Origin of the sequence: Alteromonas sp. PRIM-21 (genome assembly GCF_027563165.1) — a bacterium.
Lineage (GTDB): Bacteria > Pseudomonadota > Gammaproteobacteria > Enterobacterales > Alteromonadaceae > Alteromonas > Alteromonas macleodii_A.
The window spans coordinates 134,525-160,060 of the sequence record NZ_JADOEK010000012.1 but is presented as its reverse complement, the minus strand read 5'-3'; the positions used below and the strand labels follow the sequence as shown (position 1 = coordinate 160,060).

Annotated in this window: 23 protein-coding genes; 9 read left to right on the top strand and 14 right to left on the bottom strand. The window is 44.8% G+C overall.

The features are described 5' to 3' along the window. The coding region (locus IW644_RS16460) for an IS4 family transposase (protein WP_269918506.1) at positions 1-915 on the top strand (915 nt) is incomplete at its 5' end. 41 nt (positions 916-956) lie between these two features. On the opposite strand, the gene IW644_RS16455 is transcribed toward IW644_RS16460, so the two are convergent. The 3 genes from IW644_RS16455 to IW644_RS16445 all read right to left on the bottom strand — a co-directional run bounded on the left by IW644_RS16455 (position 957) and on the right by IW644_RS16445 (position 4,955). After that, the gene (locus tag IW644_RS16455; RefSeq protein WP_269918505.1) at positions 957-1,646 is read right to left on the bottom strand and encodes a hypothetical protein; all 690 of its coding nucleotides are present in this window, start codon (positions 1,644-1,646) and stop codon (positions 957-959) included. A gap of 66 nt (positions 1,647-1,712) precedes the next feature. Beyond that, on the bottom strand, positions 1,713-2,417 hold the full coding sequence (gene pdeM, locus IW644_RS16450) for a ligase-associated DNA damage response endonuclease PdeM (RefSeq protein ID WP_269918504.1): 705 nt from the start codon (positions 2,415-2,417) through the stop codon (positions 1,713-1,715). Between the two features lie 39 nt (positions 2,418-2,456). Then, a complete protein-coding gene (locus IW644_RS16445) occupies positions 2,457-4,955 on the bottom strand; it encodes a ligase-associated DNA damage response DEXH box helicase (protein ID WP_269918503.1) in 2,499 nt (832 codons plus the stop codon). Positions 4,956-5,228: 273 nt separating this feature from the next. On the opposite strand from IW644_RS16445, the gene IW644_RS16440 reads away from it, so the two are divergent. The 4 genes from IW644_RS16440 to efpL all read left to right on the top strand — a co-directional run bounded on the left by IW644_RS16440 (position 5,229) and on the right by efpL (position 10,137). After that, entirely contained in the window at positions 5,229-6,440 is a 1,212-nt protein-coding gene (locus tag IW644_RS16440; protein WP_269918502.1) for a DUF418 domain-containing protein, read from the top strand. 274 nt (positions 6,441-6,714) lie between these two features. Further along, positions 6,715-7,731 carry a ligase-associated DNA damage response exonuclease gene (locus tag IW644_RS16435; protein ID WP_269918501.1) on the top strand — a complete coding sequence of 339 codons (1,017 nt, stop codon included), beginning with the start codon at positions 6,715-6,717 and terminating at the stop codon, positions 7,729-7,731. Then, positions 7,731-9,461 carry a cisplatin damage response ATP-dependent DNA ligase gene (locus IW644_RS16430; RefSeq protein WP_269918500.1) on the top strand — a complete coding sequence of 577 codons (1,731 nt, stop codon included), beginning with the start codon at positions 7,731-7,733 and terminating at the stop codon, positions 9,459-9,461. The genes IW644_RS16435 and IW644_RS16430 overlap by 1 nt, the downstream gene beginning before the upstream one ends. Positions 9,462-9,561: 100 nt before the next feature. After that, positions 9,562-10,137: an elongation factor P-like protein EfpL gene (gene efpL, locus IW644_RS16425; protein WP_025257482.1), complete on the top strand. Its 576-nt coding sequence runs from the start codon at positions 9,562-9,564 to the stop codon at positions 10,135-10,137. Positions 10,138-10,254: 117 nt separating this feature from the next. On the opposite strand, the gene IW644_RS16420 is transcribed toward efpL, so the two are convergent. Then, positions 10,255-11,223, bottom strand: coding sequence for a carbohydrate kinase family protein (locus tag IW644_RS16420; protein WP_269918499.1), 969 nt, complete (start codon positions 11,221-11,223; stop codon positions 10,255-10,257). A 267-nt stretch (positions 11,224-11,490) separates the two neighbouring features. Here IW644_RS16420 and IW644_RS16415 point away from each other — a divergent pair, with 267 nt between their 5' ends. Together IW644_RS16415 and IW644_RS16410 are read left to right on the top strand one after the other, a co-directional pair. Next, a complete protein-coding gene (locus IW644_RS16415) occupies positions 11,491-12,663 on the top strand; it encodes an ROK family transcriptional regulator (protein ID WP_269918498.1) in 1,173 nt (390 codons plus the stop codon). A gap of 27 nt (positions 12,664-12,690) precedes the next feature. After that, complete coding sequence (locus tag IW644_RS16410) at positions 12,691-13,596, top strand: homocysteine S-methyltransferase family protein (protein ID WP_269918497.1); 906 nt, start codon at positions 12,691-12,693, stop codon at positions 13,594-13,596. Positions 13,597-13,628: 32 nt separating this feature from the next. Here IW644_RS16410 and IW644_RS16405 read toward each other — a convergent pair whose 3' ends face one another. Further along, on the bottom strand, positions 13,629-14,390 hold the full coding sequence (locus tag IW644_RS16405; protein WP_269918496.1) for a hypothetical protein: 762 nt from the start codon (positions 14,388-14,390) through the stop codon (positions 13,629-13,631). 119 nt (positions 14,391-14,509) lie between these two features. On the opposite strand from IW644_RS16405, the gene IW644_RS16400 reads away from it, so the two are divergent. After that, positions 14,510-15,409: a LysR family transcriptional regulator gene (locus tag IW644_RS16400; protein ID WP_269918495.1), complete on the top strand. Its 900-nt coding sequence runs from the start codon at positions 14,510-14,512 to the stop codon at positions 15,407-15,409. Here the strand turns inward: IW644_RS16400 and IW644_RS16395 are convergent. The 5 genes from IW644_RS16395 to ubiG form a co-directional block, all read right to left on the bottom strand. Next, positions 15,402-16,061: a glutathione S-transferase family protein gene (locus tag IW644_RS16395; protein ID WP_179984833.1), complete on the bottom strand. Its 660-nt coding sequence runs from the start codon at positions 16,059-16,061 to the stop codon at positions 15,402-15,404. The two genes, IW644_RS16400 and IW644_RS16395, sit on opposite strands and share 8 nt — an antisense overlap. Further along, on the bottom strand, positions 16,061-16,669 hold the full coding sequence (locus IW644_RS16390) for a glutathione S-transferase family protein (RefSeq protein WP_179984834.1): 609 nt from the start codon (positions 16,667-16,669) through the stop codon (positions 16,061-16,063). The genes IW644_RS16395 and IW644_RS16390 overlap by 1 nt, the downstream gene beginning before the upstream one ends. 197 nt (positions 16,670-16,866) lie before the next feature. After that, positions 16,867-17,865: a lipase secretion chaperone gene (locus IW644_RS16385; protein ID WP_269918494.1), complete on the bottom strand. Its 999-nt coding sequence runs from the start codon at positions 17,863-17,865 to the stop codon at positions 16,867-16,869. Next, positions 17,865-18,839 (bottom strand): esterase/lipase family protein, encoded by a 975-nt coding sequence (locus IW644_RS16380; RefSeq protein ID WP_269918493.1) that lies wholly within the window; start codon positions 18,837-18,839, stop codon positions 17,865-17,867. The genes IW644_RS16385 and IW644_RS16380 overlap by 1 nt, the downstream gene beginning before the upstream one ends. Before the next feature lie 252 nt (positions 18,840-19,091). After that, the gene (ubiG, locus tag IW644_RS16375) at positions 19,092-19,841 is read right to left on the bottom strand and encodes a bifunctional 2-polyprenyl-6-hydroxyphenol methylase/3-demethylubiquinol 3-O-methyltransferase UbiG (RefSeq protein WP_269918492.1); all 750 of its coding nucleotides are present in this window, start codon (positions 19,839-19,841) and stop codon (positions 19,092-19,094) included. Between the two features lie 175 nt (positions 19,842-20,016). On the opposite strand from ubiG, the gene IW644_RS16370 reads away from it, so the two are divergent. Continuing rightward, positions 20,017-20,382 (top strand): DUF2237 family protein, encoded by a 366-nt coding sequence (locus IW644_RS16370; protein ID WP_269918491.1) that lies wholly within the window; start codon positions 20,017-20,019, stop codon positions 20,380-20,382. Between the two features lie 146 nt (positions 20,383-20,528). On the opposite strand, the gene IW644_RS16365 is transcribed toward IW644_RS16370, so the two are convergent. The 4 genes from IW644_RS16365 to hemH form a co-directional block, all read right to left on the bottom strand. After that, on the bottom strand, positions 20,529-21,959 hold the full coding sequence (locus IW644_RS16365) for an aldehyde dehydrogenase family protein (RefSeq protein ID WP_269918490.1): 1,431 nt from the start codon (positions 21,957-21,959) through the stop codon (positions 20,529-20,531). Between the two features lie 31 nt (positions 21,960-21,990). After that, positions 21,991-23,631 carry an acetolactate synthase large subunit gene (locus tag IW644_RS16360; RefSeq protein WP_269918489.1) on the bottom strand — a complete coding sequence of 547 codons (1,641 nt, stop codon included), beginning with the start codon at positions 23,629-23,631 and terminating at the stop codon, positions 21,991-21,993. 248 nt (positions 23,632-23,879) lie between these two features. Further along, a complete protein-coding gene (locus IW644_RS16355; protein WP_269918488.1) occupies positions 23,880-24,287 on the bottom strand; it encodes a DUF4112 domain-containing protein in 408 nt (135 codons plus the stop codon). An 88-nt stretch (positions 24,288-24,375) separates the two neighbouring features. Then, a complete protein-coding gene (gene hemH, locus IW644_RS16350) occupies positions 24,376-25,455 on the bottom strand; it encodes a ferrochelatase (RefSeq protein WP_269918487.1) in 1,080 nt (359 codons plus the stop codon). Between the last annotated feature and the right edge of the window lie 81 nt (positions 25,456-25,536).

The window sequence follows — 25,536 nt, the reverse complement described above, 5'->3', positions numbered from 1 at the left end:
TCAATTGATTGGTCAGATTTAGACGACCGTAAAGCGCATTTTCTTTTACGCGCGGCAATATCTCTGAAAGGTCGGCCCATCACACTTTATCAAGAAGTACACTGCAACAAGACCAAAGAGAAACCCGTCACCCACAAAACATTTTTAAAGAGGTTGCACGCTATATTACCTTCTCACTGTCGCCCTATTATCGTTACTGACGCAGGGTATAAAGCGCCTTGGTTTAGAGAAGTTAAGGCACTAGGATGGGACATTGTTGGGCGTATCCGCAAGCCACATTTTTACTCGCTTGATAGAGGAAATACGTGGCAGTGTATTCGACACCTTTACGCTCAAGCGACCTGTCGGCCTAAACGTTTTGATAACAGCCAAATAGTAAGAGGTAATCCCTTTGCCTGTACGCTAGTTCTGTTCAAACAGAAAACGAAAGGGCGTCATGCTTTAAACCCCGATGGTACACGCAAAGCTTCAAAACGCTCAAAAGTCCATGCACAAGGAGCGAAAGACCCGAGGCTGTTAGCGACTTCACTAGAATCTCACCGAAGCTTATCGAAACAGGTAGTTGCTATTTATCGCCAGCGCATGCAGATTGAAGAAGGGTTTAGAGACATGAAAAGCACGAAGTTCGGGCTTGGCTATGAGCAAAATAAAAGTGTGAAGAAGCAGCGCTTAACAATACTGGTATTGCTGACGACGTTAGCATCATTAGTGGCTATACTACTGGGTATAGTGCTCGTCTCTTCCAACAAACATCGGCGCTTCCAAGCCAATACCGAAACCAGAAGCGTGCTGTCATTCCATTACCTTGGACTTAGGGCTGTCGCTTGCCGGATACGATTCACTATGCGACAGTGGAAAGCTGCACTCCAATGGTACAGCTCCATAGTAGACGGGGCCTGGGCCGGAGCCTCATGAAATTAAATTCGTGGGGATCCCTCAGACTCTGACCCCATTAGCTAGTGATTTTTCGTTGGACAGTTATGACATACGTTTTCGTATTCGTTTTGAAATGCACGAAAAAACGGGATTTCAAAGTTTTCATTTATTGAATGATTCACCAATTTAAAAGCTTTTATTTCTGATGATGATAACCAATGTATTGAATTTGGTGGCGCAGCGTTAATTGAAAACCAATAGAAACTGTCAGTTGATAGCATCTCACTTACGTAGTCATTATGTAGACGATGCGCAGAATCTGTAAGTGCGTATTCTTTTGCAGATTTGCAGTTCACAGTGCCACTTCCACTGCAGTGTTGCCATGCATGAACCCCAATATATACATTTTTACCTATAGAGCGTTTCACTCCTGCTAAGAACAAGCTTACTCCTCCTGATGCAATTACACCTCCTTCCAATACATGAGTTTCTAGCTTTTTTTGCCGTATGAAACGTCCTAATTGAAGAGTGACATTATCGTCGTTAGAACCACCATTAGCTGTAAACACGATACGAGTAATTTGTGGTGACTTATCTATTTCTTTGACAACAGCATCTAAAGTGAAACTATCAAAATTTCCAAGTAAAAAGAGGTTTTCTCCCCTTTTATCAATAACCGTTTCAGTCGTAGTTTGCTCTTTTCCTATAGCACAACAGGACATAATTCCCGTGAGAATCAAAGAAGCAAACATTCTAATTGCACTATCCATGTGACGGCTCACTCATCTGTTTATTAGGTCAAAAAAGACACAGTACCATTTATATACTTTGCTGGACTATACTTTAAAGATAATACCTTCACAGAGCATGAAAACCTGACGGGTGGACTTGGGAAGAAGCGCTAGCATTACGTCTTCGTCTATGTCTAACCCGCCGGTGAACTGCCCGAAGGCGGGCATCACAAATAGGCTGTTGTTGTTAGTAAAGCATTTACCAGAGTAACGGCGGCGAGAAATAGTGGTGCGCTTTTTGGGATGATAGTGACCGATAACCTGAGCACGAGTTTCGCTCATTTCTGGTTCATGTCTGAACACCATATTATCTAGCACTATTTCAAAACAGGGCGTTCCAGGAATGCCTTCCGGCAGGTCTGGGTCATGATTACCTTCTACCCACATCCACTCTTTCACTTTATCAACAAGCCTGCATAAGTGCTGCCGGTCCTCGTTAGTCATACGAGACATGCTATGCTTGTCATGAAAGCTATCGCCTAAGCTGATTACCCGCTTAGGCTTATAATCATTAATAATGCTTTCTAAGCGTTTAAGTGTGGCGGTGGAGTCTAAGCTAGGTATGGGGTTCGCATAGCTGCGTAAATAGCTGCCTTTTTCTAAGTGAAGATCAGACACAATCAGCCAGTCGCATGCGGGTAAATATGCCACACCACGCGCATCTAATAACCACAGGTAGTCTACATATTTCGTAATTGTAATGTGGCGCTGACTGACTTTCTCCGTCAGCCACGAATCGGTTATTGCCAACTTACCCTCTTGTTCTTTTCATTTGTGAGCTCATATTACCTATTCAACGCTAGTCCCTGAGAGTAGTGCGCGAACTTCATCCAACATAGTTTCAGCTTCCGCATACAAATCAGCCTGTTCGATGATGGCCTGTGCACCAGCGCCTTTTACTTGCTCACTGCGCACATCAAGTACAATAGGAATGGCCATAGGAGACGGTTTTTCAAGGTTCATTAATATCGCTGAATCTACGTAGCGAATGAGTAAGTTAGCGAGTCGCCGTAAGTCGAGTAGCTCGCGCTCAGCATCAGCACGCGCTACTTTAAGTAATATATGGTCGCGGTCGTGCTCTCGCAACGTATCGTAAATAAGGTCGGTAGAAAACGTTACTTGTTTCATAGTTTTTTGACTGCCGTGATAACGCTGTTCGGTCAACCCGCTAACTACCGCTACTTGTCTGAAGGAACGCTTTAGCATTGGCGCTTGCAACATCCAATCTTCTAATTCGTCGCCTAGAATATCCGGCTGAAACAGTTGCTGTAACTGCCCTTGGGTGATGGCGTTCACTGATGCTACCGACAAACCATAATCAGTCACGCTGAAGCTTAAAGGCTTAATGCCCATTTTTTCCATTCGCCGCGTTAACAACATACCTAAGGTTTGGTTCGCTTTGCGCCCGTCGAAGGTGTAGTACAAGGTATAGTGCGTCTGTCTAAATGGAAACTGCTCCACCAGCACCTTTTCAGGGCTAGGTAGCTGAGAGAACGCCTGCTGAAGCTTCAGCCACTCTTGTACCTGCGCGGGCAGTGCCTTCCAGGATTTTTGATTAGCCAAGATTGCCCGTACCCCTTCTGCTAGATAGGTAGATAGCGGCATTTGGCCACCTGCGTAGCTTGGTATTTTAGGCTCTTTGGCTTTTGCCGGCTTGGCGTGAAGCTGCATGTCGCGGATTGCTTCAAAGCGCAGTACTTCTCCGCCGAAATAAAAGGTATCTCCAGGCGTTAACTGCTGGGCGAAGTATTCTTCTACCTCACCAATGATCTTGCCTTGGTTTCCCCTTCGGATACGCTTTACCTTTAAACGCCCTGCCTCAACGATTGTGCCTATGTTTTGCCTGTGTCTTTGTATAACTCGCCGATTTGCGGGCGCAAAAGTACCATCATCATTTCTGGTTAAGCGCTGATATCGTTCATAAGCATTCAGGGCACTGCCTCCGTCTTGGGTGAAGCGCCACAGCTTATCGAAATCGTCTCTATCTAACCCTTGATAAGGCGTAGCGGTAAGTATCTCTTGATATAAGGCATCCGGCCTATCAGCTTTGCTACATAAACAGTTCAAGATAAACTGCGGAATGATATCTAGGGCGCCTGGCTGAGGGCTTTCGCCATCAAGTTCACCTTTTTCAATAGCCGTAATGGCCGCTTGGCATTCCAGCGCTTCAAAACGGTTTGCTGGTACAAGTAACGCTTCGCTAGGTTCATCTAACCTGTGGTTCGCTCGCCCTATCCTTTGCAGCAGCCTGCTTACGCCTTTAGGCGCACCTACTTGAATGACCTTATCTACATCACCCCAATCGATACCTAACTCTAACGCAGAAGTACACACAATTGCCCTTAGCATACCGCTTGCCATCATAGCTTCGGTTTTTCGCCTTTGCTCTTTGCTCAAACTGCCGTGATAAAGCGCTATGGGGAGCGCAGCTTTATTTGCTTCCCACAACATTTGAAATAGCAGTTCAGACTGAGCGCGTGTATTGACAAAAACCAGCGTGGTCTGTGCCTTCTCTATGGCCTCATAGATATCATCAATGGCGTAACGGGCCATAAAACCGCCAAAAGGCATGCGCGCTTTGGAGTGCAGCATCTCAACTTTTGGCTTCTCCCCCGCTTTTACTTTGATGATATTGGCAACACTGTCACTGCCTGCTAGCCACGCGCCCAAAGTTTCAGGAAACGCTACGGTCGCTGACAGGCCTATGCGTTTACAGCTTGGTGAAAACACGCTCAAGCGCGCTAGGGCGAGTGACAAAAAGTCGCCGCGTTTATTTGCCATTAAACTGTGAGTTTCATCAATGATCACGCGTTTTAGTTTGCCGAAAAGCTTATCGGCATCGGCGTAACTTAGCATCAGCATGAGGGATTCGGGGGTAGTAAGTAGAATATTAGGCGGCTTTTTACGCTGTCGCTGACGCTTATGAGAAGGCGTATCGCCGGTACGCGTTTCCGCAGTTATAGGCAACGACATTTCTTCAATAGGCTGTAACAGATTGCGATGGATATCCTGAGTCAACGCTTTAAGTGGTGAAATGTACAGGGTATGTAAACCATTAAACCCACTCTGATTACCCTTGTTTTCAGCTGGCGAATTACTTTCATTGAGTTCACTAAGCTCTACCAAACTCGGCAGAAAACCTGACAAGGTTTTACCCGCCCCTGTCGGTGCTATCAGTAACGTACAGTCATGTTTATCTTTTTCCACCAACATGGTCTGTTGATAATCACGCGGTTGCCAGCCTTTTTGCTTAAACCACTTAGCGAAAGCGGAGGGAAGTAATGTCATTTACAGTATCTGTTATGCCTTTTCCGCTTTATACGCCAATTCTTTAGTTAAGTTTATATACGCCAACACCTTACTTTTTGCCTTTGCAATAACCATCAAGGCTAAGCGCAATATAACTTGCTTGAAAAAATAAGTATCTCCTGTACTTTTTATTTATTAGTGGATTAAAGTTATTAGCAATAGTTAATATTCGGATACACTTTAAGTATCGACACTTCGAAAACGAGTACACTACACTCGTTAAACTACAAAATATGATTACAGGGAACGTAAATGCGAATTCAATCCATAGATGCCATTAGAGGTTTAGCAATCCTTGGCATATTGTTTTTAAACATTGCATACCATCAAAATTTTCACACCGGCTACGCGTTTTTTGAAGATCCTCTTTTATCTGATGAGATTATCTCAACATTTAGCGCGCTTTTCTTAGATGGAAGATTTCGCACCTTATTCTGCCTGCTCTTTGGAGCAGGTTTAGCTATTCAATTCGATGCTTGTCAAAAGCGTGGGCACAACTTTTTAGACTTTTCTAAATCTCGGCTTAAATGGCTATTTTTATTTGGGTTAATACATGGCGTGTTTATATTTGGCGGCGACATACTGCTTTATTACAGCCTTTGCGCCTACTTTGTACTAAAGCACTTAACGTTAGACCAAGAAGCGCTTCGCGCGAAAAGCGTTAAATATCTTATTGTGGGAAGCATCATTATGCTTGTTTTTGGCATAGTACTTACGCTTGGATACGACTACGGTGGCGCACCTCCATTAAGGTCTAGCGAAGCTTACGCCGAAGAGGTTACGGAATGGCATAGTAGTTATTTGTTCCAAATTGGCGTTCAAGCATCTTTTGTTCTTGCTACCGTTATTGCAGCCCCTTTTTCCATGCTGTGGCAGTCGATGGGGCTTATGATGTTTGGTGCCTACCTTTATAGAAGCGATTTCTTTAACCTTGGTTTTTCTTCTGCTGTATTTAAAAAAGTAGCTATAGTTGCCGTAGCCACCTCTGTTATTACTGTTATTCCTCAGATAATGTTTGAGCAAGTAACCTCAGATGTTATTCCCATGTTTACCAGTATCCCCGCTATTTTCTGTGCTTTTGCCTACGCTCATCTGTTAATCAAAGTGAAAAATACAACCAGCTGGTGGTATCAGTCACTTATTAACTGCGGCAAGGTGGCGTTTACCCTGTATCTAACACAGTCTATTGTTTTGGCTGTGCTGTTTCGTGTAATTATGCCCGCTTACTACCCCGAATTTGCCTATAATGTGACGCTGCTCGATTTGATGTTAATTACCCTTGCGCTTACTGCAATTCAAATGTTGCTGGCGAATTTTATTACTAAGCACTTTGATCAAGGGCCATTTGAAGCGGCATGGCGAAGACTGTATCTGCGCAGCTTTTATAAGAAGCAACAAAGCAAGATGGATCACGGTTTGGTAGAAGAGCAAGAATTGGCGACAGAGGCAAACAAAACCTCATAGCTAACATCCGTACTAAAAGAAGTTATATAAATCCGATTCAGCCAAAAGGACCAGGTAAAGCCTGGTCCTGTAGCATAATGGCGCAACTATCTAGAACCTGAAAGTAACTAGCAAAGTAGCCGAGCCTAATTGGCTTTCGTCAGTATCATAGCCCAACCCAAACCCAATAGATGAATGAGAGTTAAAACAGTAGTAAGTGCCTAATTCAAGTGGTCGATTCGGGGGGTTAAATACGTAGTAACAAGCATTCTCTGATTTGGCAGGACTACAAGAAGTGCATCCATCAACGTGGTTAAAAGCTGACGATACTGGCCTTTATTGCGAGCCGGGTGAGTTTTACATCGACCCAATGAATGAAGTCGCCACCGCGCTTGTCACACACGGCCACGCTGACCATGCACGGGCAGGTCATAACAGTGTGTACGCAAGCTCGGAAACACTGGCAATTATGCAAACCCGCTACGGTGAAGATATGGCTATTCATCAGCACCCTGTAGCTATGGGTGAAAGTATTACTTTTAACGATGTAAAAGCCACGTTTTACCCTGCTGGCCATATTCTTGGCTCTACACAAATTCTTATCGAATATGCAGGCTACCGCGTTGTAGTTTCCGGTGATTATAAGCGCCGTCACGATCCTACTTGCCCGCCCTTTAAAGTTGTCCCTTGCGATGTATTGATTACCGAAGCCACCTTCGGGCTTCCTGTCTTTAAGCACCCGCCTATTGAACATGAAATTGAAAAACTCCTTCACTCATTACGCGTGTTTCCCGAGCGGTGCCACTTAGTAGGCGCTTATGCATTGGGTAAATGTCAACGGGTTATATTAGCGCTGCGAGAAGCAGGCTACTCCAAACCAATTTACTTACATGGTGCGCAGCTAAAACTGTGTGACCTATACAAGCAATTAGGAATAGACTTAGGTGAATTAATTCCAGTCTCTGAGGTTGCAGATAAAAAGACCTTAGACGGTGAGATAGTCATTGCGCCCCCTTCGGCACTTGCCGACAGGTGGTCGCGAAGTTTGCCTAACGTGCGACCTGTTGTGGCATCTGGCTGGATGCAAATTCGCGCTCGCGCTAAGCAAAAAAATGCCGAGCTACCGCTTATTATCTCTGATCATTGCGACTGGCCCGAATTGCTGCAAACCATTAAAGAAGTCAATCCGCAAGAAGTGTGGGTGACTCACGGCAGAGAAGATGCGCTGATGTATCAGGCTGAAAAAATGGGGTTTAAAGCCAGAGCGCTATCGCTAGTCGGTTATGATGAAGAAGAGCAAGGAGGCGATTAGTGGAAGCATTCAGTCACTTACTTGAGCAGCTGTATTTCACGTCTGGAAACAAAGCCAAAGCGCAGCTTATAGCTAACTACATAGCCAATACACCAGACCCTGACCGAGGCTGGGCAATTGCTGCTATGGCAGGTACATTGCGATTCGACTTTTTTAAGCGCAATACGGTAAAAAAGCTTATTACCGAACATACCGATCCTGCGCTTTTTGCCATGAGCTATGACTATGTGGGTGAGGTTAGTGAAACCGTAGCCCATTTATGGCCTTATAGCGAGCCAACAAATTCGCTACCCTCGCTTACCGAAGTGGTAGAAACGTTCGCTTCGGTCAGTAAGCAGAAAGTTTCTGAGACGCTAGCCCATTACCTAACAATAATGACGCCGGCTCAACGCTGGGCGTTACTAAAGTTGGGCACTCGGGGGTTACGTATAGGCGTGTCGGCGCGCTCTATAAAACAAATATTGGCCGATTATGGCAATAAAGACATTAAAGAAGTTGAGACACTTTGGCATGCGGTTACTCCGCCTTATGTCGATATGCTTGGTTGGCTAGAAGGAAAAGCTGACAAGCCTGATATTGAAAATGCCGTCACCTTTCATCCAGTTATGCTTTCTCACCCCATTGAAGATAGCGATATAGACGCTTTCACCAAGAACACTTGGCAAATTGAGAACAAGTACGACGGCATTCGTGTGCAGCTTGTCGTTAAGTCAAATAACCCTGTAGATGATAAGACTCAGAACGGTAGTGGGGCCGATGGCGATAAGCCCGAAAAAGCCCTTTTTTCTCGTACTGGCGATGATATTAGCCACTCATTTCCTGATCTGCTTGAGTCTGTAAGCGGCAATATGGTGCTAGATGGAGAACTGCTGGTTATTCATAATGCAGAACATGGCCTACATCAATCTGAAGAATCGACTGCCCAAAGTGCGGCTAGTCAACGTACCAGTAGTGATAAAAGCGATGAACAGGCTTCATCCGTCACACAGCCAGACGTGGATACCTTTAATGCGCTTCAGCAGCGTCTTAATAAAAAGAAACCTAGTAAAGCTTTACAGTCTTCCGCACCGGTTGGACTAATCGTTTACGATGCTTTAGTGCTTAATAGTGAAGATTTAACTGATAAAACACTAAAGGCAAGGCGCCACGCCCTTGAAGAATGGTTTAGCAACACGAATAACAGCCGTTTGTTTCTTTCTGAAACACTCAATGCCACTTCACCTGAAACCTTGCGCCAGCTTCACGCCCAAGTATGCCAAAACCGTGCGGTAGAAGGGCTCATGATAAAGCGCTTAGATAGTAAGTATGTTCCTGGCAGACCTAAAGGCCAGTGGTTTAAATGGAAGCGCGACCCGCTAGTTGTGGATGCGGTAATGATGTACGCGCAGCGAGGGCACGGCAAGCGCTCCAGCTTTTATTCTGACTACACGTTTGGCGCTTGGGAGGACAGTCAGCTTCTGCCTATCGGGAAGGCGTATTCCGGGTTCACCGATGAAGAGCTCAAAAAACTGGATAATTGGGTAAGGCGCAATGCTGTAGGACGGTTTGGCCCGGTAAGAGAAGTGAAAAAAGAGCTAGTGCTTGAAGTGGCTTTCGACGCTGTACACCCTTCGTCAAGGCACAAATCAGGAGTCGCGCTGCGCTTTCCCCGTATACATAGAATTCGTTGGGACAAGCCCGCCAGTGAAGCTGATACCTTAGCGAATGTTAAATCGCTAATAGAAGGCTGAGCCAGCAAAAACACTTTCTTAGTCGTGTAAAATCGCAGAGAATGGGCCGAGGAAGAAACAAGGCTTGCATCTTAAGAAAATAAAACAATAGGAAATCGCCATGCCTAAGGCTAGTGAAATTAAAAAGAATAACACTGTAGTATTTGATGGGAAAACTTGCATAGTGCGAGACATTGAACGCTCTGTCCCCCAAGGTCGTGCTGGTGGCAGCATCTATCGCATGCGCATGTACGATGTAGTAACGGGCGCCAAATACGATGAGACCTTTAAAGACTCAGATACCCTAGATATGGCAGACTTAATTCGTCGCCCCGCTATGTTTTCGTATATCGATGGCGAAGAATATGTATTTATGGATAAGGAAGACTACACCCCTTATCACTTGAACAAAGAGAGCATTGAGAACGAAGCTCTGTTCATCAACGAAGAAACCGATGGCATTCAAGTTGTTATTGTTAGCGAAGTACCCGTTGCCTTAGACTTACCAATGAGCGTGGAGCTTGAGGTAGTTGAAACCGACCCGTCTATTAAAGGTGCGTCTGCTACTTCTCGCACTAAACCGGCTACGCTTTCGACCGGCCTAGTAGTACAAGTGCCAGAATATATTAGCACCGGTGAATGGATTAAGGTTAATACCGAAGAACGTAAGTTCCAAAGCAGAGCCGATAAGCACTAGGCCGACTTAACGCATTAGCTTGTGCTGCTGGTATAGCTTTAAAAGACAAAAAAGGGTTCAATCGAACCCTTTTTTATTGCCTGCTTCACAGCTTTGAAAGCGATTTTTTAACGCTTCCTACTTGGCGATATTTTCCTGCGTAGGCAGTGCGCTAAATGCGCCATACTGGGTTACTGTATAAGCCCCACAGCGAATAGCAAACTCAGTGGCCTCGCTTACATTCTCAAAGTTTTCGGCCCACGCATCGAACTCATCGGCGTTTTTAACTTTGGTCGAAAGGAAATACAGGAACCCACCGATAAAAGAATCACCGGCTGCAGTCGTGTCTTTCACATCCATTTTTGGTGACGCTAACGTGCCGCTGAAAGACTTAGTAATATAGTGAATTGGCTCACCACCGTCGGTCACCAATACAACCTTAACCCCACTATCAAGCCACTGTTGTACTTTTGCATCGGCATTTTCTTCGCCGTAAAGCTCTGCAAGTTCCTCGCGGCTTGCCTTTAACACAGAGACTTTCTTAGCCGCCTCATCAATACGCGCTGGTGCATTAGCAGTATCATCCCAAAATGCTGGGCGATAGTTAATGTCTAAGCACACCATCATGCCGTTTTCCTTTGCCTTGTTTAAAATAAACTCAGTGCCAGGAATAAGTTCAGGGCCAGAAATTGAACCCGAACAGAAGTGAAGTACCGTATTTTTGTCGCAATCAATGGTAGATAAGTCTTTTTCTGAAATGTGCTTATGCGCGGCATTATCTACGTAGAAATCGAACGAACGCTCACCGTCTTCATCTAAATTTACAAACGCTAACGCCGTATTGCCTTCTTGAGTTGTCCACACAAAGTCAGTGTTCACTTTATAGTGTTCAAGCATTTCTTTAAGGAACGCCCCAAAAGTGTCATCACCCACTTTAGATACCATTGCGCTCTCACCACCTAGTTGGGCAACTGCAACCGCCACGTTAGCAGGCGCGCCACCAGCGTAAGGCTGGAAAGGCTTCATGGCTGGTATGTTGCCATCTTTGGGCGCTGCACCTTGGCTTAACATATCAATAAGCACTTCACCTAAACACAAAATCTTCATACCAGCCTCACTCAAAAAATGTAAATAAAAGACGTTTACTTTGCGTGAACAATACACAAAGTTAACGAATCGTTAATTAATTGGAGCATAGTATTGTCGAACACAACCATTAAATCAACCCAATTGATTTATATTTTTATCAAAGAATTGTAGGATGTCTAGATACTGCATTAGAAACTGTAGACATTTTTGAACAGAAGTAGGCATTCTCTATGCGGATTGGTATTGTTAAACTCACTTCACTTTTAACGGTAGATAGTAATTACTTTGAATATTGAATCGGCTTTTCACCTTCCTTCACAAAGCGCACCAGAGTTACTCGATAATCGCTCCGCGAATGAGCGCGCGATCTTAACCTTAATTCGACAACGCATTGCATTACCTAAAGCTGAAATTGCACAATTGACCGGGCTGTCGGCGCAGTCTGCAACGGTAATTATCAAGAAGTTGGAAACCGATGGCTTAGTTAAACGCTTAGCGCCTATTAAAGGTGGCGTCGGCCAGCCAAAAGTACCTTTCGGTTTGAATGCTAACGGGGCATTCAGCATTGGCCTCAAAGTAGGTCGCCGCGGTTTTGACATGACCTTACTCGACTTGAAAGGCAATGTTAAAGCAACCCTTCATGAAAAATTTGACTACCCCACGGTAAGCAATTTACTTAACTTCGCAGAGCGCGCCTTCGGTGTTTTAACTAAAAATTTAGATAAAGCGCAGCAAAACTTGGTTAGAGGGTTAGGCGTAGCCATGCCTTTTGAAATTTGGAGTTGGGCAGAGGAAGCAGGCGCGCCGAAAAAAGAGTTAGAAGAATGGAAAGAGTTCGACCCGCAAACCGCGCTTGAAAGCTTATTAAAACTACCCGTTTTTATTAAAAATGACGCCGGAGCGGCATGTAGCGCGGAAATGTCTTTCGGTAATCCGAAGCGTTACGATAGCTTTTTGTACATTTTTGTTGGTACGTTTTTAGGCGGCGGACTGGTACTTAACAATCAGCTTATCAATGGCAAAACGGGTAATGCCGGTGCTATTGGCTCGCTACCTTTTCTTAGCCAAAATCATCAACGTCAGTTAATAACGCAATCTTCGCTTTATCTATTAGAAAGCGAGCTTGAAAAAGCAGGGGAAGACGCCAAGCATATTTATGAGTCCCCCTCTTACTGGCAGTGTAATGAATCACTGGTAGAAAACTGGGTGCGCGAGACAGCCAAAGGGCTGGCGTTTGCTTCACAGTGCGCTATGAGCCTTTTGGACTTAGATGGCGTAATCATTGACGGCGCCATCCCCAGCAACATAAAAGAATTACTAGTTGAAGCAACCCAGAGAGCGTTGAAAGACTTGGATATGCGAGGTATTACTCCTGCGCAAATTAGTCCCGGTCACGTGGGCGTGAAGGCCCAATCGATTGGAAGCGCAAACTTAGCACTTCAGGCTAACTATTTTTAATTATTCAGATGTACAGTTAAGGTTTTCATGACAGTAAGTAGTAAAGTGATTCATATTCTAGACGGTGGTATGGGTCGTGAACTTGAAAAGATCGGCGCGCCTTTTAAACAGCCGGAATGGTCAGCACTAGCATTAATGCAGACCCCGGAACTAGTGCGTGAGGTTCATACCCACTTTCTAAACGCTGGTGCCACTGTCATTACTACAAATGCCTATGCCATCGTTCCATTTCATATTGGTGAAACCGCGTTTAAGGAACAAGCATTTTCGCTGGCCGAGTCAGCAGCTAAGCTAGCAAGGGAAGCCGTCACTTTGCAGCAGAATAAAAGCGATAAGCTGTCGGTCGCGGGCTGTGTGCCACCTGCTTTTGGCTCATACCGTCCAGACCTATTCGATGCAAAACGTGTCGCAGAGATTTTAACACCGTTGATTAAAGCGCAAGCCCCTTTTATTGATGTTTGGCTAATTGAAACGGCTTGCTCCATCGAAGAAGCGGAAGCTGTAGTTTCACTAATAAAAACACTCTCTTCCCATCCCATTTGGCTGTCGTTTTCTTTGCAAAATAGAGCGTCTTCTAACGAACCTGTGACTCTTCGTTCAGGCGAGCCGCTAGAAAAAATCGCGCCTTTGCTGGAAAGTGTTGATAGCGTACTATTTAATTGTTCACAACCTGAAGAAATGGAAAGTGCACTGACAATCACACGAGAGTTGAATGAAAACATTGCTACAGGTGCATACGCCAATAGCTTTTCAGAAAGGAAGCGTCAGCATGAAGCTAACGCGCTTTTGTCAGAACTGCGCAACGATATAACACCGCAGCGCTATGCGGATTACGCTCAATCGTGGCTAGCGGCAGGCGCCAGTATCATTGGAGGCTGTTGCGGCATAGGCCCTGAACATATCAAAGCCATAAGTGATGGCGTAAAATCTTAAAGCTGAAATCACGCTAGGGCAGATCAGCGGCGTCAGTGCGCAAAATCCTGTGTTTCGAAGTACACTAGCCCAGACGTGCCGCAGTGGGAAAAAATCTCTTTAATTTGAGTCTTGCTCGGCACACTTTCGACCAGCCTGTTTTTTAAAGCTCTCTGACAATCGTCGACGATAAATAGTGCATCAAACGATGGACGTTCGCCAATAAGGTGAATGTATAAATACTTGTCGCCGAGCCTGATACGCGTCCACTTTTCATCTAGGTTATCTTTAACGCTATCGTCGTCAGAACGTGATGGTTTGTATTGTTTTACCAAGCAACGTTTAAACAATAGCTTTTCAAATGTCAGTTCCGATTTACCCAACCACTTAGTGCCACCTCGCTCAAAATGACCTTTATAAAACTGTGCTGAAATAGAAAATCTTTCACCATCAACGAGTTTATTTAAATCAAAATTTTCTGGTAACAGGGTCACCATGTTGCTGTGAGACGTTGAGCCTGCTTGTAGATACGCAATTAGCGTAGCTTTATGCGGACTTCCTACGGCATAAATAAGTTGGTAATCGTGTGGCGAATAATAAAGGGGTAAGTGACTGGCATAGAGTTCAGCGCCATCTGTAAACAACACCATACCGTGAGAACCAACTCTTGTATGATATTTATGATCAGCGTGTATTGAAGTATTAGCCTTAGGTGCTTTACTCATGCCATTTGCACTTAGTTCTTCTGTGGTTGTCGCTGTTGCCCCCGAGCACGCCATATATAAACACAAGACAGTAAAATAAAGACGCTTCATAAACCTTTTACGCTTAATAACAATTTTATTATGACGATACTGGCATAATAACCACTTACAATTAAGCTACAATAAATACGCATTTAATTCCCAACAGGAAATAATAGGGCTATAAACCTGTGGATATTGAAGACTTAAGAAAGTTCATTGTTGTTGCGCAACATGAGAATTTGAATAAAGCATCTATGCATTTATCAGTCACCACAGGCGCATTGTCTAAAGTGGTGAAAAGGATAGAACAAAAGTTAGAAAGCCAATTGTTTGACCGAGTAGGTAAGCATATTCGACTCAACCAACGGGGAAACAAATTCCTTCTTTATGCCACTCATCTTGTGCACGAAGCCGATCAGGCGCTCAGTGAGTTTAGGGGCAATACTGCTTTATACAACATTACTGTTTCTGGCCCATCGCTCTTGCTTCAATATTATTTGCCAACTTTGCTTGCTAAACCATCCTCTGTACAAGATCGCTTTCACGTTAATATCAACGCTTGCTGGGAAGGGAAAGCGCTGGAAAGCGTTTCTAGAGGGGGAAGCGACGTGGCTATTGCCACCTCTTTTGCAATGGAAGAACAAGAGCAAGACCCGTCATTGCATCGCATATCATTAGGGTCGTCTACCTATGTGGTTGCAGCCGCAAAAAATCACCCTGCGGTAACTGAAGCAAAAAACGGTACATTAACAAGTCAAAGTTTGTACGCTTATGCTTTTGCTTGCCCTGATGTCTCACCTTTTTGTGGAATAAAGCGGGGTATAGGTTCTGATGGGTGGCGAGACGACAAAGTCCCCCGCTCCATACACTATCGATGTAATGATTTTGGCACCCTGCTGTCTATTGTCAGGCAAGGGCTGGCTTTGGCCTACGTACCTGACTTCATAGCGAAAAGCCATGATCTTACTTGCGCGTACGTATCAGATTATGACTTTTGCCATGAAGAGCATTTTGAGTTGATTTACAAACCGAGTATGGCATCAGGCTGGCTTAATCGGTTTGTCGATTCAGTTAAAAGCGTTATTTAGTAACCACATTTTTGGCGCCTTTAAGAAGCGCCTCTTTATCAATTTTATTGGGTACTTCTACGCCACGCCTTGCTGCAGGTCTCGCTTCAATACTGTTCTTCCAACGTATTAGGTTATCTAAGCCTTCAATGCTAACACCAGACCATTCATAGGTACGCACCCAGCACCAGTTGGCCATATCGGCGATACTATAGTCGTCTACCAGATATTCGCGATTTTCTAACCTGCCATCCAGTACGGTGAATAAACGTCGCACTTCGTTTTGGTAACGCGCTATTGCTACAGGGATTTTTTCTTCTAGATAACGATGGAACACGTTGGCTTGTCCCATCATAGGTCCAATGCCCCCCATCTGAAACATCACCCATTGCATAACCTGGCTTTTGCGCTTAGCGTCACTGGGTAAAAACATTCCCGTCTTTTCAGCCAGATAAACCATAATGGCGCCAGACTCAAAAACCACGTGACCGTCGGCCTCTCTATCAATAATAACCGGTATGCGTCCATTGGGGTTCATCGCTAAAAACTCTGGTGTTTTCTGTTCGCCCTTCATTAAATTTACGGCATGGGCGGTATATTCAAGCCCCATTTCTTCAAGCGCTACCGAGGCTTTCCAGCCATTCGGCGTAGCGGCAGTGTATAAATCTATCATTAGGCTTTTGCACTCGCTCTGTTACTCACTGACTCATACCAGCGCGCTAAATTAACGTGGTCGTCAGTCATTCGTATTTTCACCACTCGGGCGAAATCCATGGCGCATAGCGCGGTTATGTCTGCGATAGAGAAAGTATCCCCTGCGATGTATTCTTTTACACCAAGTCGGCGCTCTAAAATATTGAGATATTTAGACGCGTTGATACCCGCTTCTTTGCCATATTCAGGTACCGGTGTCATACGGTCTTTAAAGTAACCTGTGGTGTGTTGAAAGCACATGCCAATTTGCATCATGAAGGCCAATTCTACTTGGCGCTGCCACATGGATATTGTGGCTTTTTCAACGGGCGTTGTTCCCATTAAAGGCGGGTCTGGTTGCAATGCTTCAAAGTAAGTACAAATGGCATCCGTTTCGGCAATACATGTACCGTCATCAAGCTCTAAAATGGGTATTTTACCTAACGGGTTCTTAGCGCGCATTTCTGCACTTAAGTTTTCGCCTTTTTGAATGTCGACCTGAACGTAATCAACATCAATGCCTTTTTCGGCTAAAAACATGCGTACTCGACGTGGGTTGGGCGCGGTTTTCGTTTCGTAGATTTTCATAATGATTGCCACAAACCTTATGACAGAATGTTAAATATAGGGTTCGTTCTAGATTAGTAACTGCACAATCCGCTTTCAAATCACTCTGCCTATGTATAGAACTATTCAGTACTTTTATGGTTATACCTCTGCATTACCATTTGCAGGGGAAAAGGCTAACGCCTAGTCTATGACGACTTTATTGCGCTCCTGACAAATTACGACCCAGTAATAACGTTTAGACGCTTTATTTCATTGTCGGTGAAATGTGCAGACCGGTATTCCCGTAGCGCGCTTTCTAACTCGCTAACCGCAATTGACTGCTTCGATAAGTTGTCGCGATATTTTTCATAGTTAGCAATTTTGCTTTCCCAGCTAGCCTGTTTTTCCCAGGTTTTCGCGAAGCGCTCTGCCACTGTACTACCAAACTCGGCCGCCACAGCGTTGTAGCGATCGTTAATATTGCTATAACTGCGTTTTATCTCTTTGATGCGATGCATATTAAGCGTTGGCTGAAAGGCTTCCCGTTCGGCTTCATTCCCCGCTTTGATAGAAGCGACAATTAACGCTTTTCTTTCCTCTTTGGGTAGCGAGTTTTCTTGTGCGACACGCAAGCGCTCCAGTGCGGCCTCGTCCACCTGCGCTTCTTGGCTAAATAAATAATGGTATTCGGTGTCGTTGAAGTAGGTTCGTCTTATCTCCTCGCGCTCATCAAGTTTGTAAGACACATCCTGTAAACTATGAGTAGCCAAGTCGACCTCCGTCTCGATGGAAGAAAGCGCCACTTTATAATCTACATAACGGGTAAATAAGTCAGACGCTACCGCTTGGGTAGTTGGTGTAAACACGGTGCTAACGTAAGTGGCATAGGCAAACTTAACGGTTTGCGGCTCTTTTGTTGTACGCGTAAATATAAAGCGGTCGAAAGCGTCTTTGGTTGAATAGTTAAGCTCAAAGGGAGTAAGGCTTTTATTTGCGCTTGCTGCTTCGCTTTTTAGAGAGGGGCGCGCATCTGCCACTTTATGTTTTATTCCCTTCTCGCCCAGCTTTTCACTGGTTTCTTTCTGCCTGTTAACTTCCACGCGTTCGGTGGAAGACCCTGCACCATTTTTTTGGGTGTCAGGTGCAAATTGGAAATAAACAATACCGCCCAATACTAACAGAGCAACTAGCCCTGTAAGTATTGGGTACGCATGGCGTACTTTACCTTGTGTCACTACAAGCCCAATCTCTTAAGACGATTAGCCTGACGTACAAACACGTCTACCGGGTCGGTTTCAAACCAATGGGTTATACCAAAACTCTGGTTTACCTCGTCCATGTGGTTCATTTTATAATTGTCTTTCAGCACTTTACCTAAGTGGGAACTACAGGTTGATACTAGACCGTCGTTTGGCTCTTTAAACGCAGTGCCAGTAATAGCTAGGAAAGGGTCGACAATGTCTAAAGCATTGGTATAAGTTCTTCCGCCGCTCCATGAGAAATAATACACGCCATTTTCAGCCAACATCTTACCGTCGTTGCGACAGTAGGCGGTAGGCATGCCTTCAGGGTATTTTTGATTGAACGCTACTGAGCCTGCAGTTGACAGAGAATCAAGTGCTGCGATTGAGTCGGTTGGCTTGTCACGTGGATCTGACCCAGACGCAATTTCAATAATGTTGGCAAATGCATTAACAACGACGCCAGCGGCGCCTTCTCCCACTGAGCCCTCAGCGAAAGCATCCCGTAATTCATCTGCGACTTTACTGCCCCAATTAACACCGGCGACAGAGCTTACCGAAGCAACTTTTTCTGGCGCCACGCTTGCGGCGTAACGTGCCGTTGGGCCGCCGTGGCTATGCCCAATAAGATTCACTTTGTCTGCGCCTGATAGGGCGAGTACTTCATCGATATACTCAAGTAGCTGCTCGCCGCGCACTTCTGTGGAATTTGCTGGTGAAACTTCAGCAATGTATACCACAGCGCCGTTACGGCTGAGTTTATGCGGAACTTTATAAAAGTAATCTACAAAGAGTATGTCTTCAAAGCCGAACAGGCCGTGGACCAATACTATGGGGTTTTCAGTTTTTGCGTATGTTCCTGCGAAGACTTGTCCTGCCCCTACAATTAGTGAACTGACAGCGCTTGTTATGACAAGCAAAGTAACAATGAGAGCATTCCTTGCTCTATTATTTTTGGATATTCTCATCGTGTGTGTGCCTCATAATTATAACGTTGTGGTCTGTGGTCAGACCTTTGTTATAATTATGTAAACATACTGTAAAGATCAACCTTTATGTTGAAATTTCAATAAGGAGGATAAACATTAAGTTGTGATATTTATCGTCAGCTAACTATCAATAACTATTAAATTCAACAAGATAGTACTCACGCAAGAGTAAACTCGCCCATACCATTTTCACTCGAAATACAAAGCATAAACACAATTAATAAACCGTCATCAATTTCTGGAATAGGCTTGAATAAAGTTTACCGCAAGGCTAGAAGTGGTTAGCCACTCTCCCTTGAAAGGGTTGAGTTTCATACCTATCTGATGCTTCAGTGTAAAGTCTTCACCGACCCATTTTTCTAATTCACTAGGTTTTACAAACTTTTGCCAATCATGGGTTCCCACAGGCAAATACCGCATTACGTATTCAGCCCCCACAATAGCAATTACAAAACTTTTAAGTGTTCGATTTAGAGTGGCAAGAATAAGCAGCCCGCCCGGTTTGACCAAGCTAGCGCATTCATCAATTAACTGCTGCTGATCAGGCACATGCTCTACCACTTCAGCGTTTATAACAATGTCATATTGCTGTGCTTCTTTAACTAGTTCACTGGACAACATGTGTTTATAAGTTACCGATACTCCACTTTTTTCAGCATGGCGTTTTGCCACTTCCACACTTACCGCACTTGCATCAATGCCAGTTACCTTTGCACCAAGCTTGGCCAAAGGCTCGCTAATAAGCCCGCCGCCGCTTCCTATATCAACAATAGACAAAGACGAATAATCCGGTGGGAGGTTACCTCTGCCGAAATGATCTTCTATTTGCGCTTTAATGACATCCAAGCGCGCTCGATTAAACTCAAGGGCTGTTTTATATTTCCCGTTGGGGTCCCACCATGACTCTGCCAGCGAGTCAAAGCGCGAAATTTCTTCTTCAGAAAAGTTAATTTCCCCGGTTTTTTTACTTTTATCGAGCACGATTTTTTACCTTCAAACGTAAGTACACTAGTGCTTTTCTATTGACCCAAAACGTTCAGGGTCATAAGGTGAATACATTATGGTGAGCATTTAAGACGTACACCTTTATATTCTAAACAGGCACCTAGATAAAAACACATTATAAGAATATACGTTGTGAAAGAGGGTTCTGATTTTGGCAAACGCAAAAAATGTATATGGTCGACCGCTCCAGCTATGCTGTGGAAATACGGGGTTTACCCGTGAAGGTTTTTGCTATGTACCCGATGCTGATGTGGGCAATCACAGTGTATGCGCTGTGGTTAGCGATGAATTTCTACAGTTTTCCTTACGACAGGGTAACGATTTGATAACTCCCTGGCCTAGCATGTCTTTCCCCGGTCTACTCGACGGCGACAGATGGTGCCTGTGCGCTGCTCGTTGGTTAGAAGCTTACGAAGCCGGTGTTGCGCCCAAAGTGCGACTTGAAGCTACCCATGAAAAAGCCCTAGATATTATTCCACTATCTTTGTTGGAAGAATATGCGGCTGACAAAAACTAGGGGATTGAACAAGATACCTTCCACTGACGAGCTTCAACGCGAGCTTTTCACACCAAATATTGGTTGATGAAAAAATACTAGCCATAAAAAAGAGCATGTTTGCCTAAACATGCTCTTTTTATTTATTAATACAAAGCTTTCTTAGCTTACTGGGGCGTTCGGATAACCATAAGTCGGGTCTCAGACATATCCTCTATCGCGTAGCGAATACCCTCTCGACCTAGACCTGAATCTTTAACGCCGCCATAAGGCATGTTATCCACGCGCCAGCTAGGCACATCACCAATAACAACGCCGCCTACTTCTAGCTCATCCCAAGCTTTATGCGCTTTATAAATATCGCGGGTAAATACACCAGCTTGAAGTCCGTATCGACTGTTATTTACTTCTTTAAGCGCGTCGTCGTAGCTGTCGAAAGGCACTAGGATAGATAGCGGGCCAAACGCTTCTTCGGCGCTGGCATCGCAGTCTTTAGGTACGTTTTCCATAACCGTAGCTTCAAGCATTGCGCCTTCGCGAGTACCGCCACATAAGATAGTTGCGCCCTTTTCTTTGGCCTCTGTAATCCAACCATGCAAACGTTCAGCTTCGCCCTCAGAAATCATGGGGCCGATGAAAGTATCTTCGTTTGAAGGGTCACCAGACACCAATGCTTTTACCTTTTCTACGTAGCGCGACTTAAATTCATCGTATATTTTACTATGTACTAAAAGGCGCTGAACACTGATACAGCTTTGACCAGACTGATAGTAAGCCCCCACAATCACCCGTTCGATAGCGTCTTCAATGTCAGCATCTTCATCAATTACGCAGGCTGCATTACCGCCTAGTTCCAGTACAACTGGCTTTTTACCGGCTTTTGCTTTAAGTGCCCAACCCACATCTGGAGAGCCGGTGAAGCTGAGCAGCTTTAGTCTTTCGTCTGTGGTAAATAAATCAGCGCCATCACGGCTACACGGCAGAATTGAAAACGCCCCTTTAGGCAAATCTGTTTCTGCCAATACTTCGCCAATAATAAGTGCGCCAACAGGTGTACGCGAGGCCGGTTTAAGCACAAATGTGCAACCTGCGGCAATGGCAGGTGCCACTTTATGGGCAGCCAAGTTTAGCGGGAAATTAAAGGGTGATATAAACGAGCATGGGCCAATGGGGACTTTTTTGGTCATGCCTTGATAACCTTTTGCCCGCGCTGATATCTCTAAGTTTACCGTTTCTCCATTGATACGAACCGACTCCTCCGCAGCAATTTTAAAGGTATCTATTAATCGGGTCACTTCGCCTTTGGCATCTTTAATAGGTTTACCTGCTTCAATACACAAAGCTTGGGCCAGTTCGTCTGCACGCTCAGTAAATCGTTTAACACAGTGCTCTAGCACTGCCTGTCTTTCAAAAGGTGCCATTGCGGCCATGGCCGGCTGCGCCTTCTCTGCCGCAGCTATTGCTTTATCAATGGTATCAGCACCAGCCATAGCAACTTTAGTTGCAACTTCGCCGGTGTATTTGTTGGTTACCTCTAGGTCGGTGTTCGCGTATTCGGGTTCACTGGCTAAATAGTATGGGTAGCTTTCCTTCAACATTTTTTAACTCCTTACCTTTTCAATACTGTGTTTAAAGCTTGGCACTCAGCTCTTTAATCGTGTGGTTTAATGTTTCGTCATTCATGCTGTAATCAACAGGGCAATCGATAATGTGCACACCTTTTGTGTTTAAACACTTATCTACCATGTGAATAAGCACGTCTGTATCGTCCACACGCCAGCCTTGAGCACCATAGCTTTGCGCATACTTAACAAAATTTGGGTTGCCATAGTCCAAACCAAACTCGTCAAACTCCATGTTTGCTTGCTTCCACTTAATCATTCCGTACGCATCGTCACGCAAGATGATCACCACCAGGTCAAGGTTGAGCCTTACAGCGGTCTCAATTTCTTGGCTATTCATCATAAAACCACCATCGCCACAAACGCTGAGTACTGGCGCCTCCGGTTTTACTAATTTAGCCGCAATGGCAGATGGTAAGCCCGCACCCATCGAAGCAAGAGCGTTATCTAAGAGCAGGGTGTTGGGATGAAAAGCAGGATAATTTCGCGCAAACCAAATTTTGTAAATACCGTTATCTAAGGTAACAATACCGTTATCTGGCATGACCTTGCGAATATCTCTAACCAACCTTTCCGGTAAAATAGGAAAACGATTGTCATCTTCTGCTTCAGCGCGATGTTCTACATACGCCTGATGCACATCTTTATAGAAATCTAGCTTCCAATCATCTTGGGGGGTGATGCCTTCTTTAATTTGCCAAATGCTGTTAGCGATGTCGCCAACGACTTCCAATTGAGGAAAGTAGACGGGGTCAACGGCTGCTGAGTCGAAGTTAACGTGAATAACTTTTTTGTCGTTGTGATGCATGAAAAACGGCGGCTTCTCTACCACATCATGACCCACATTAATGATAAGGTCAGCACGTTCTATCGCGCGGTGCACGAAGTCGCCATCAGATAATGCCGTATTCCCGGCAAAGCGGGGATCGCTTTCATTAAGCACACCCTTACCCATTTGTGTGGTAACAAAGGGTATACAGGTTTTATCGACAAACTCCCTTAGCATTTTTGCAGTAAGTTTACGGTTCGCACCTGCGCCTATAAGCAAAAGCGGAGACTGCGCTTCTTCTATCATCGTAATTGCCGAAGTAATCGCTTTATATTCAGCTATCGGTCTTCGCGTACTGCTTGGCGTTAATATCTGCGCGCTAGTTTGCTCTGCTGCTATATCTTCGGGTAATTCGATATGCACCGCTCCAGGTCGCTCTTCAGAAGCAAGACGGAAAGCTTCTCGAACCGTTGAAGGAATTCTGTCTCCACTGACAACCTGATTGGTGAATTTGGTGATAGGTCGCATCATGTCGACGATATCGATGACTTGGAAACGACCTTGTTTGCTGGTTTTTATCGGCTTTTGCCCTGTGATCATCAGCATAGGCATAGCACCTAACTGAGCATAGGCCGCAGGTGTCACTAAATTAGTGGCGCCTGGCCCTAAAGTTGATAGGCAAACGCCTACTTTCCCGGTAAGTCTGCCATAGGTGGCAGCCATAAAGCCTGCGCCCTGTTCATGGCGGGTCAGCACTAATTTTATGGAAGAATCTCGCAACGATTCAAGTAAGTCTAGGTTTTCTTCACCAGGGATACCAAAGACGTATTCAACGCCTTCAGCTTCTAACGCTTTCACAAATAAGTCGGACGCTTTCATTTACTGCACGCTCCTTGTAGAGAGGTATTTCGATGGATAGTGACTGTTTGCTACGACTTCAGCATAAAAAACGATTGGTAATTTTTTATGACGTTTTTAACTTACCTTTAATGCTCGCTACTGCCAATGAATATCTTTTGTAGCGCCATTAAACCAGCTATAAGGTATTTTGGTGTGAGATCAGCGTAGGCTTCCTGCTAGGAGACGTGATTTGGCGTAATGGTCTTTGTACAAGACTTTACTGATTCTTAGAGGTTTTCTTTTTCCCACTGGGCAAGCTTTTCCTGTGTGGCTGCATCAACATTGCCTTTGTTTTCACTTACCCACCAACGCTCCATAATACGCACATTTTTTTGGTTAGCTTTGTAAAACACATCCACAATGTCACCAACAAACGGGATAAAACCTAACCCGAAGTCGATAGCAGAATTCTTTACCATTTGAGCGACTAGGGCTTTAGGCATGCCTAAACTTTTTCCAAGCCAAACAATGCGCAAAGAAACGAATAACATGATGGCGTCACCGGCACCGGGGATAAGGCCTACTATTGAATCCAGGCCTATTTTTATGGGGAAGAAAGGGAGCTTAACGGCAGTATCTAATAAGTTCGCCAGCTTCTGCGCTTTAAGTAGTGCCTTTGGTGCTTTTACGTCCACGTGGTGCTCTCCCTTTCTTTCCTTGTGCGTGAGAAGCGCGACTTTCTCGCTTGTCACTTCTCACTATCAATTCTTAAGTTGCTACAAATTAGCGTTCAGCGCCTAGCGCTCTGGCTAATCCTGCGCGCAAACCATTGTCAGATTCTACCGTCCAGCCATGTAGATTTTCTTGCACTATGTCAAACAACACATCAATGTGTTCTTCATCACTGTTTAATGCTGCTATGTATTCATAACGCTCGCCGCCTGCTTCCATAAAGTATTCGCGATTCTCTTCACCAATTTCTTCAATGGTTTCTAAACAGTCGGCTGAAAAACCGGGGCACATAACCTGAATCGATTTAACCCCTTTTTCAGGTAATGATTTCAATGTTTCATCTGTATACGGTGTTAACCACTCTTCACGACCAAAACGAGACTGAAACGTTGTCATATACTCGTCGTGCGAGAGCCCGAGCTTTTCGGCAAGCAAACGCGATGTTTTATGGCATTCACAGTGGTAGGGGTCGCCGTTCATCAAGTAGCGCTTCGGAATGCCGTGATAAGACAAGATGAGTTTATCTGCGCGGCCATGTACTTCCCAGTGCGCTTTTACTTTGTTGGCAAGTGCAGTAATAAAATTTTCGCGGTCGTGGTAGTGGTTAACGAAACGAAGCTCTGGAAGCCAGCGGCGCGACGTAAAGTCTTTTGCAATAGCATCAAAAGTAGAACCCGTTGTCGATGCACTGTACTGTGGATAGAGCGGAAGCACTACAAGCTTGCGTACGCCTTTTGCCAGCATAGCATCGATAGTGTCGCCTATAGCAGGTTTACCGTAGCGCATAGCAAAGTCGACAATAACATCATCGCCGTATTGTGCTTTACAACGTTCTGCAATCGCGGATGCTTGTGCTTTCGTAATAGCCATTAGCGGTGAACCTTCTTCGCTCCATACAGTAGAGTAAGCCTCTGCCGAACGCTTGGGCCGAAAGTTTAAGATGATGCCATTTAATACAAACCACCAAATTGCTTTAGGTACTTCGACCACGCGAGGGTCTGATAGAAATTCTTTCAAATATGGGCGTAGAGCCTGTTTAGTTGGCGCTTCTGGCGTCCCCAGGTTCGTTACAAGTACACCAATCTTATCTGATTGCCCGTGGGTAAAGCCTTTGTTTGATTTGTATTTCATGTATTCATAGTCCGAGAAGTACTGCGCTATATCCGTATTATACTGAATTACCTTAGATTATGATCTGCTATAACGCCAAAA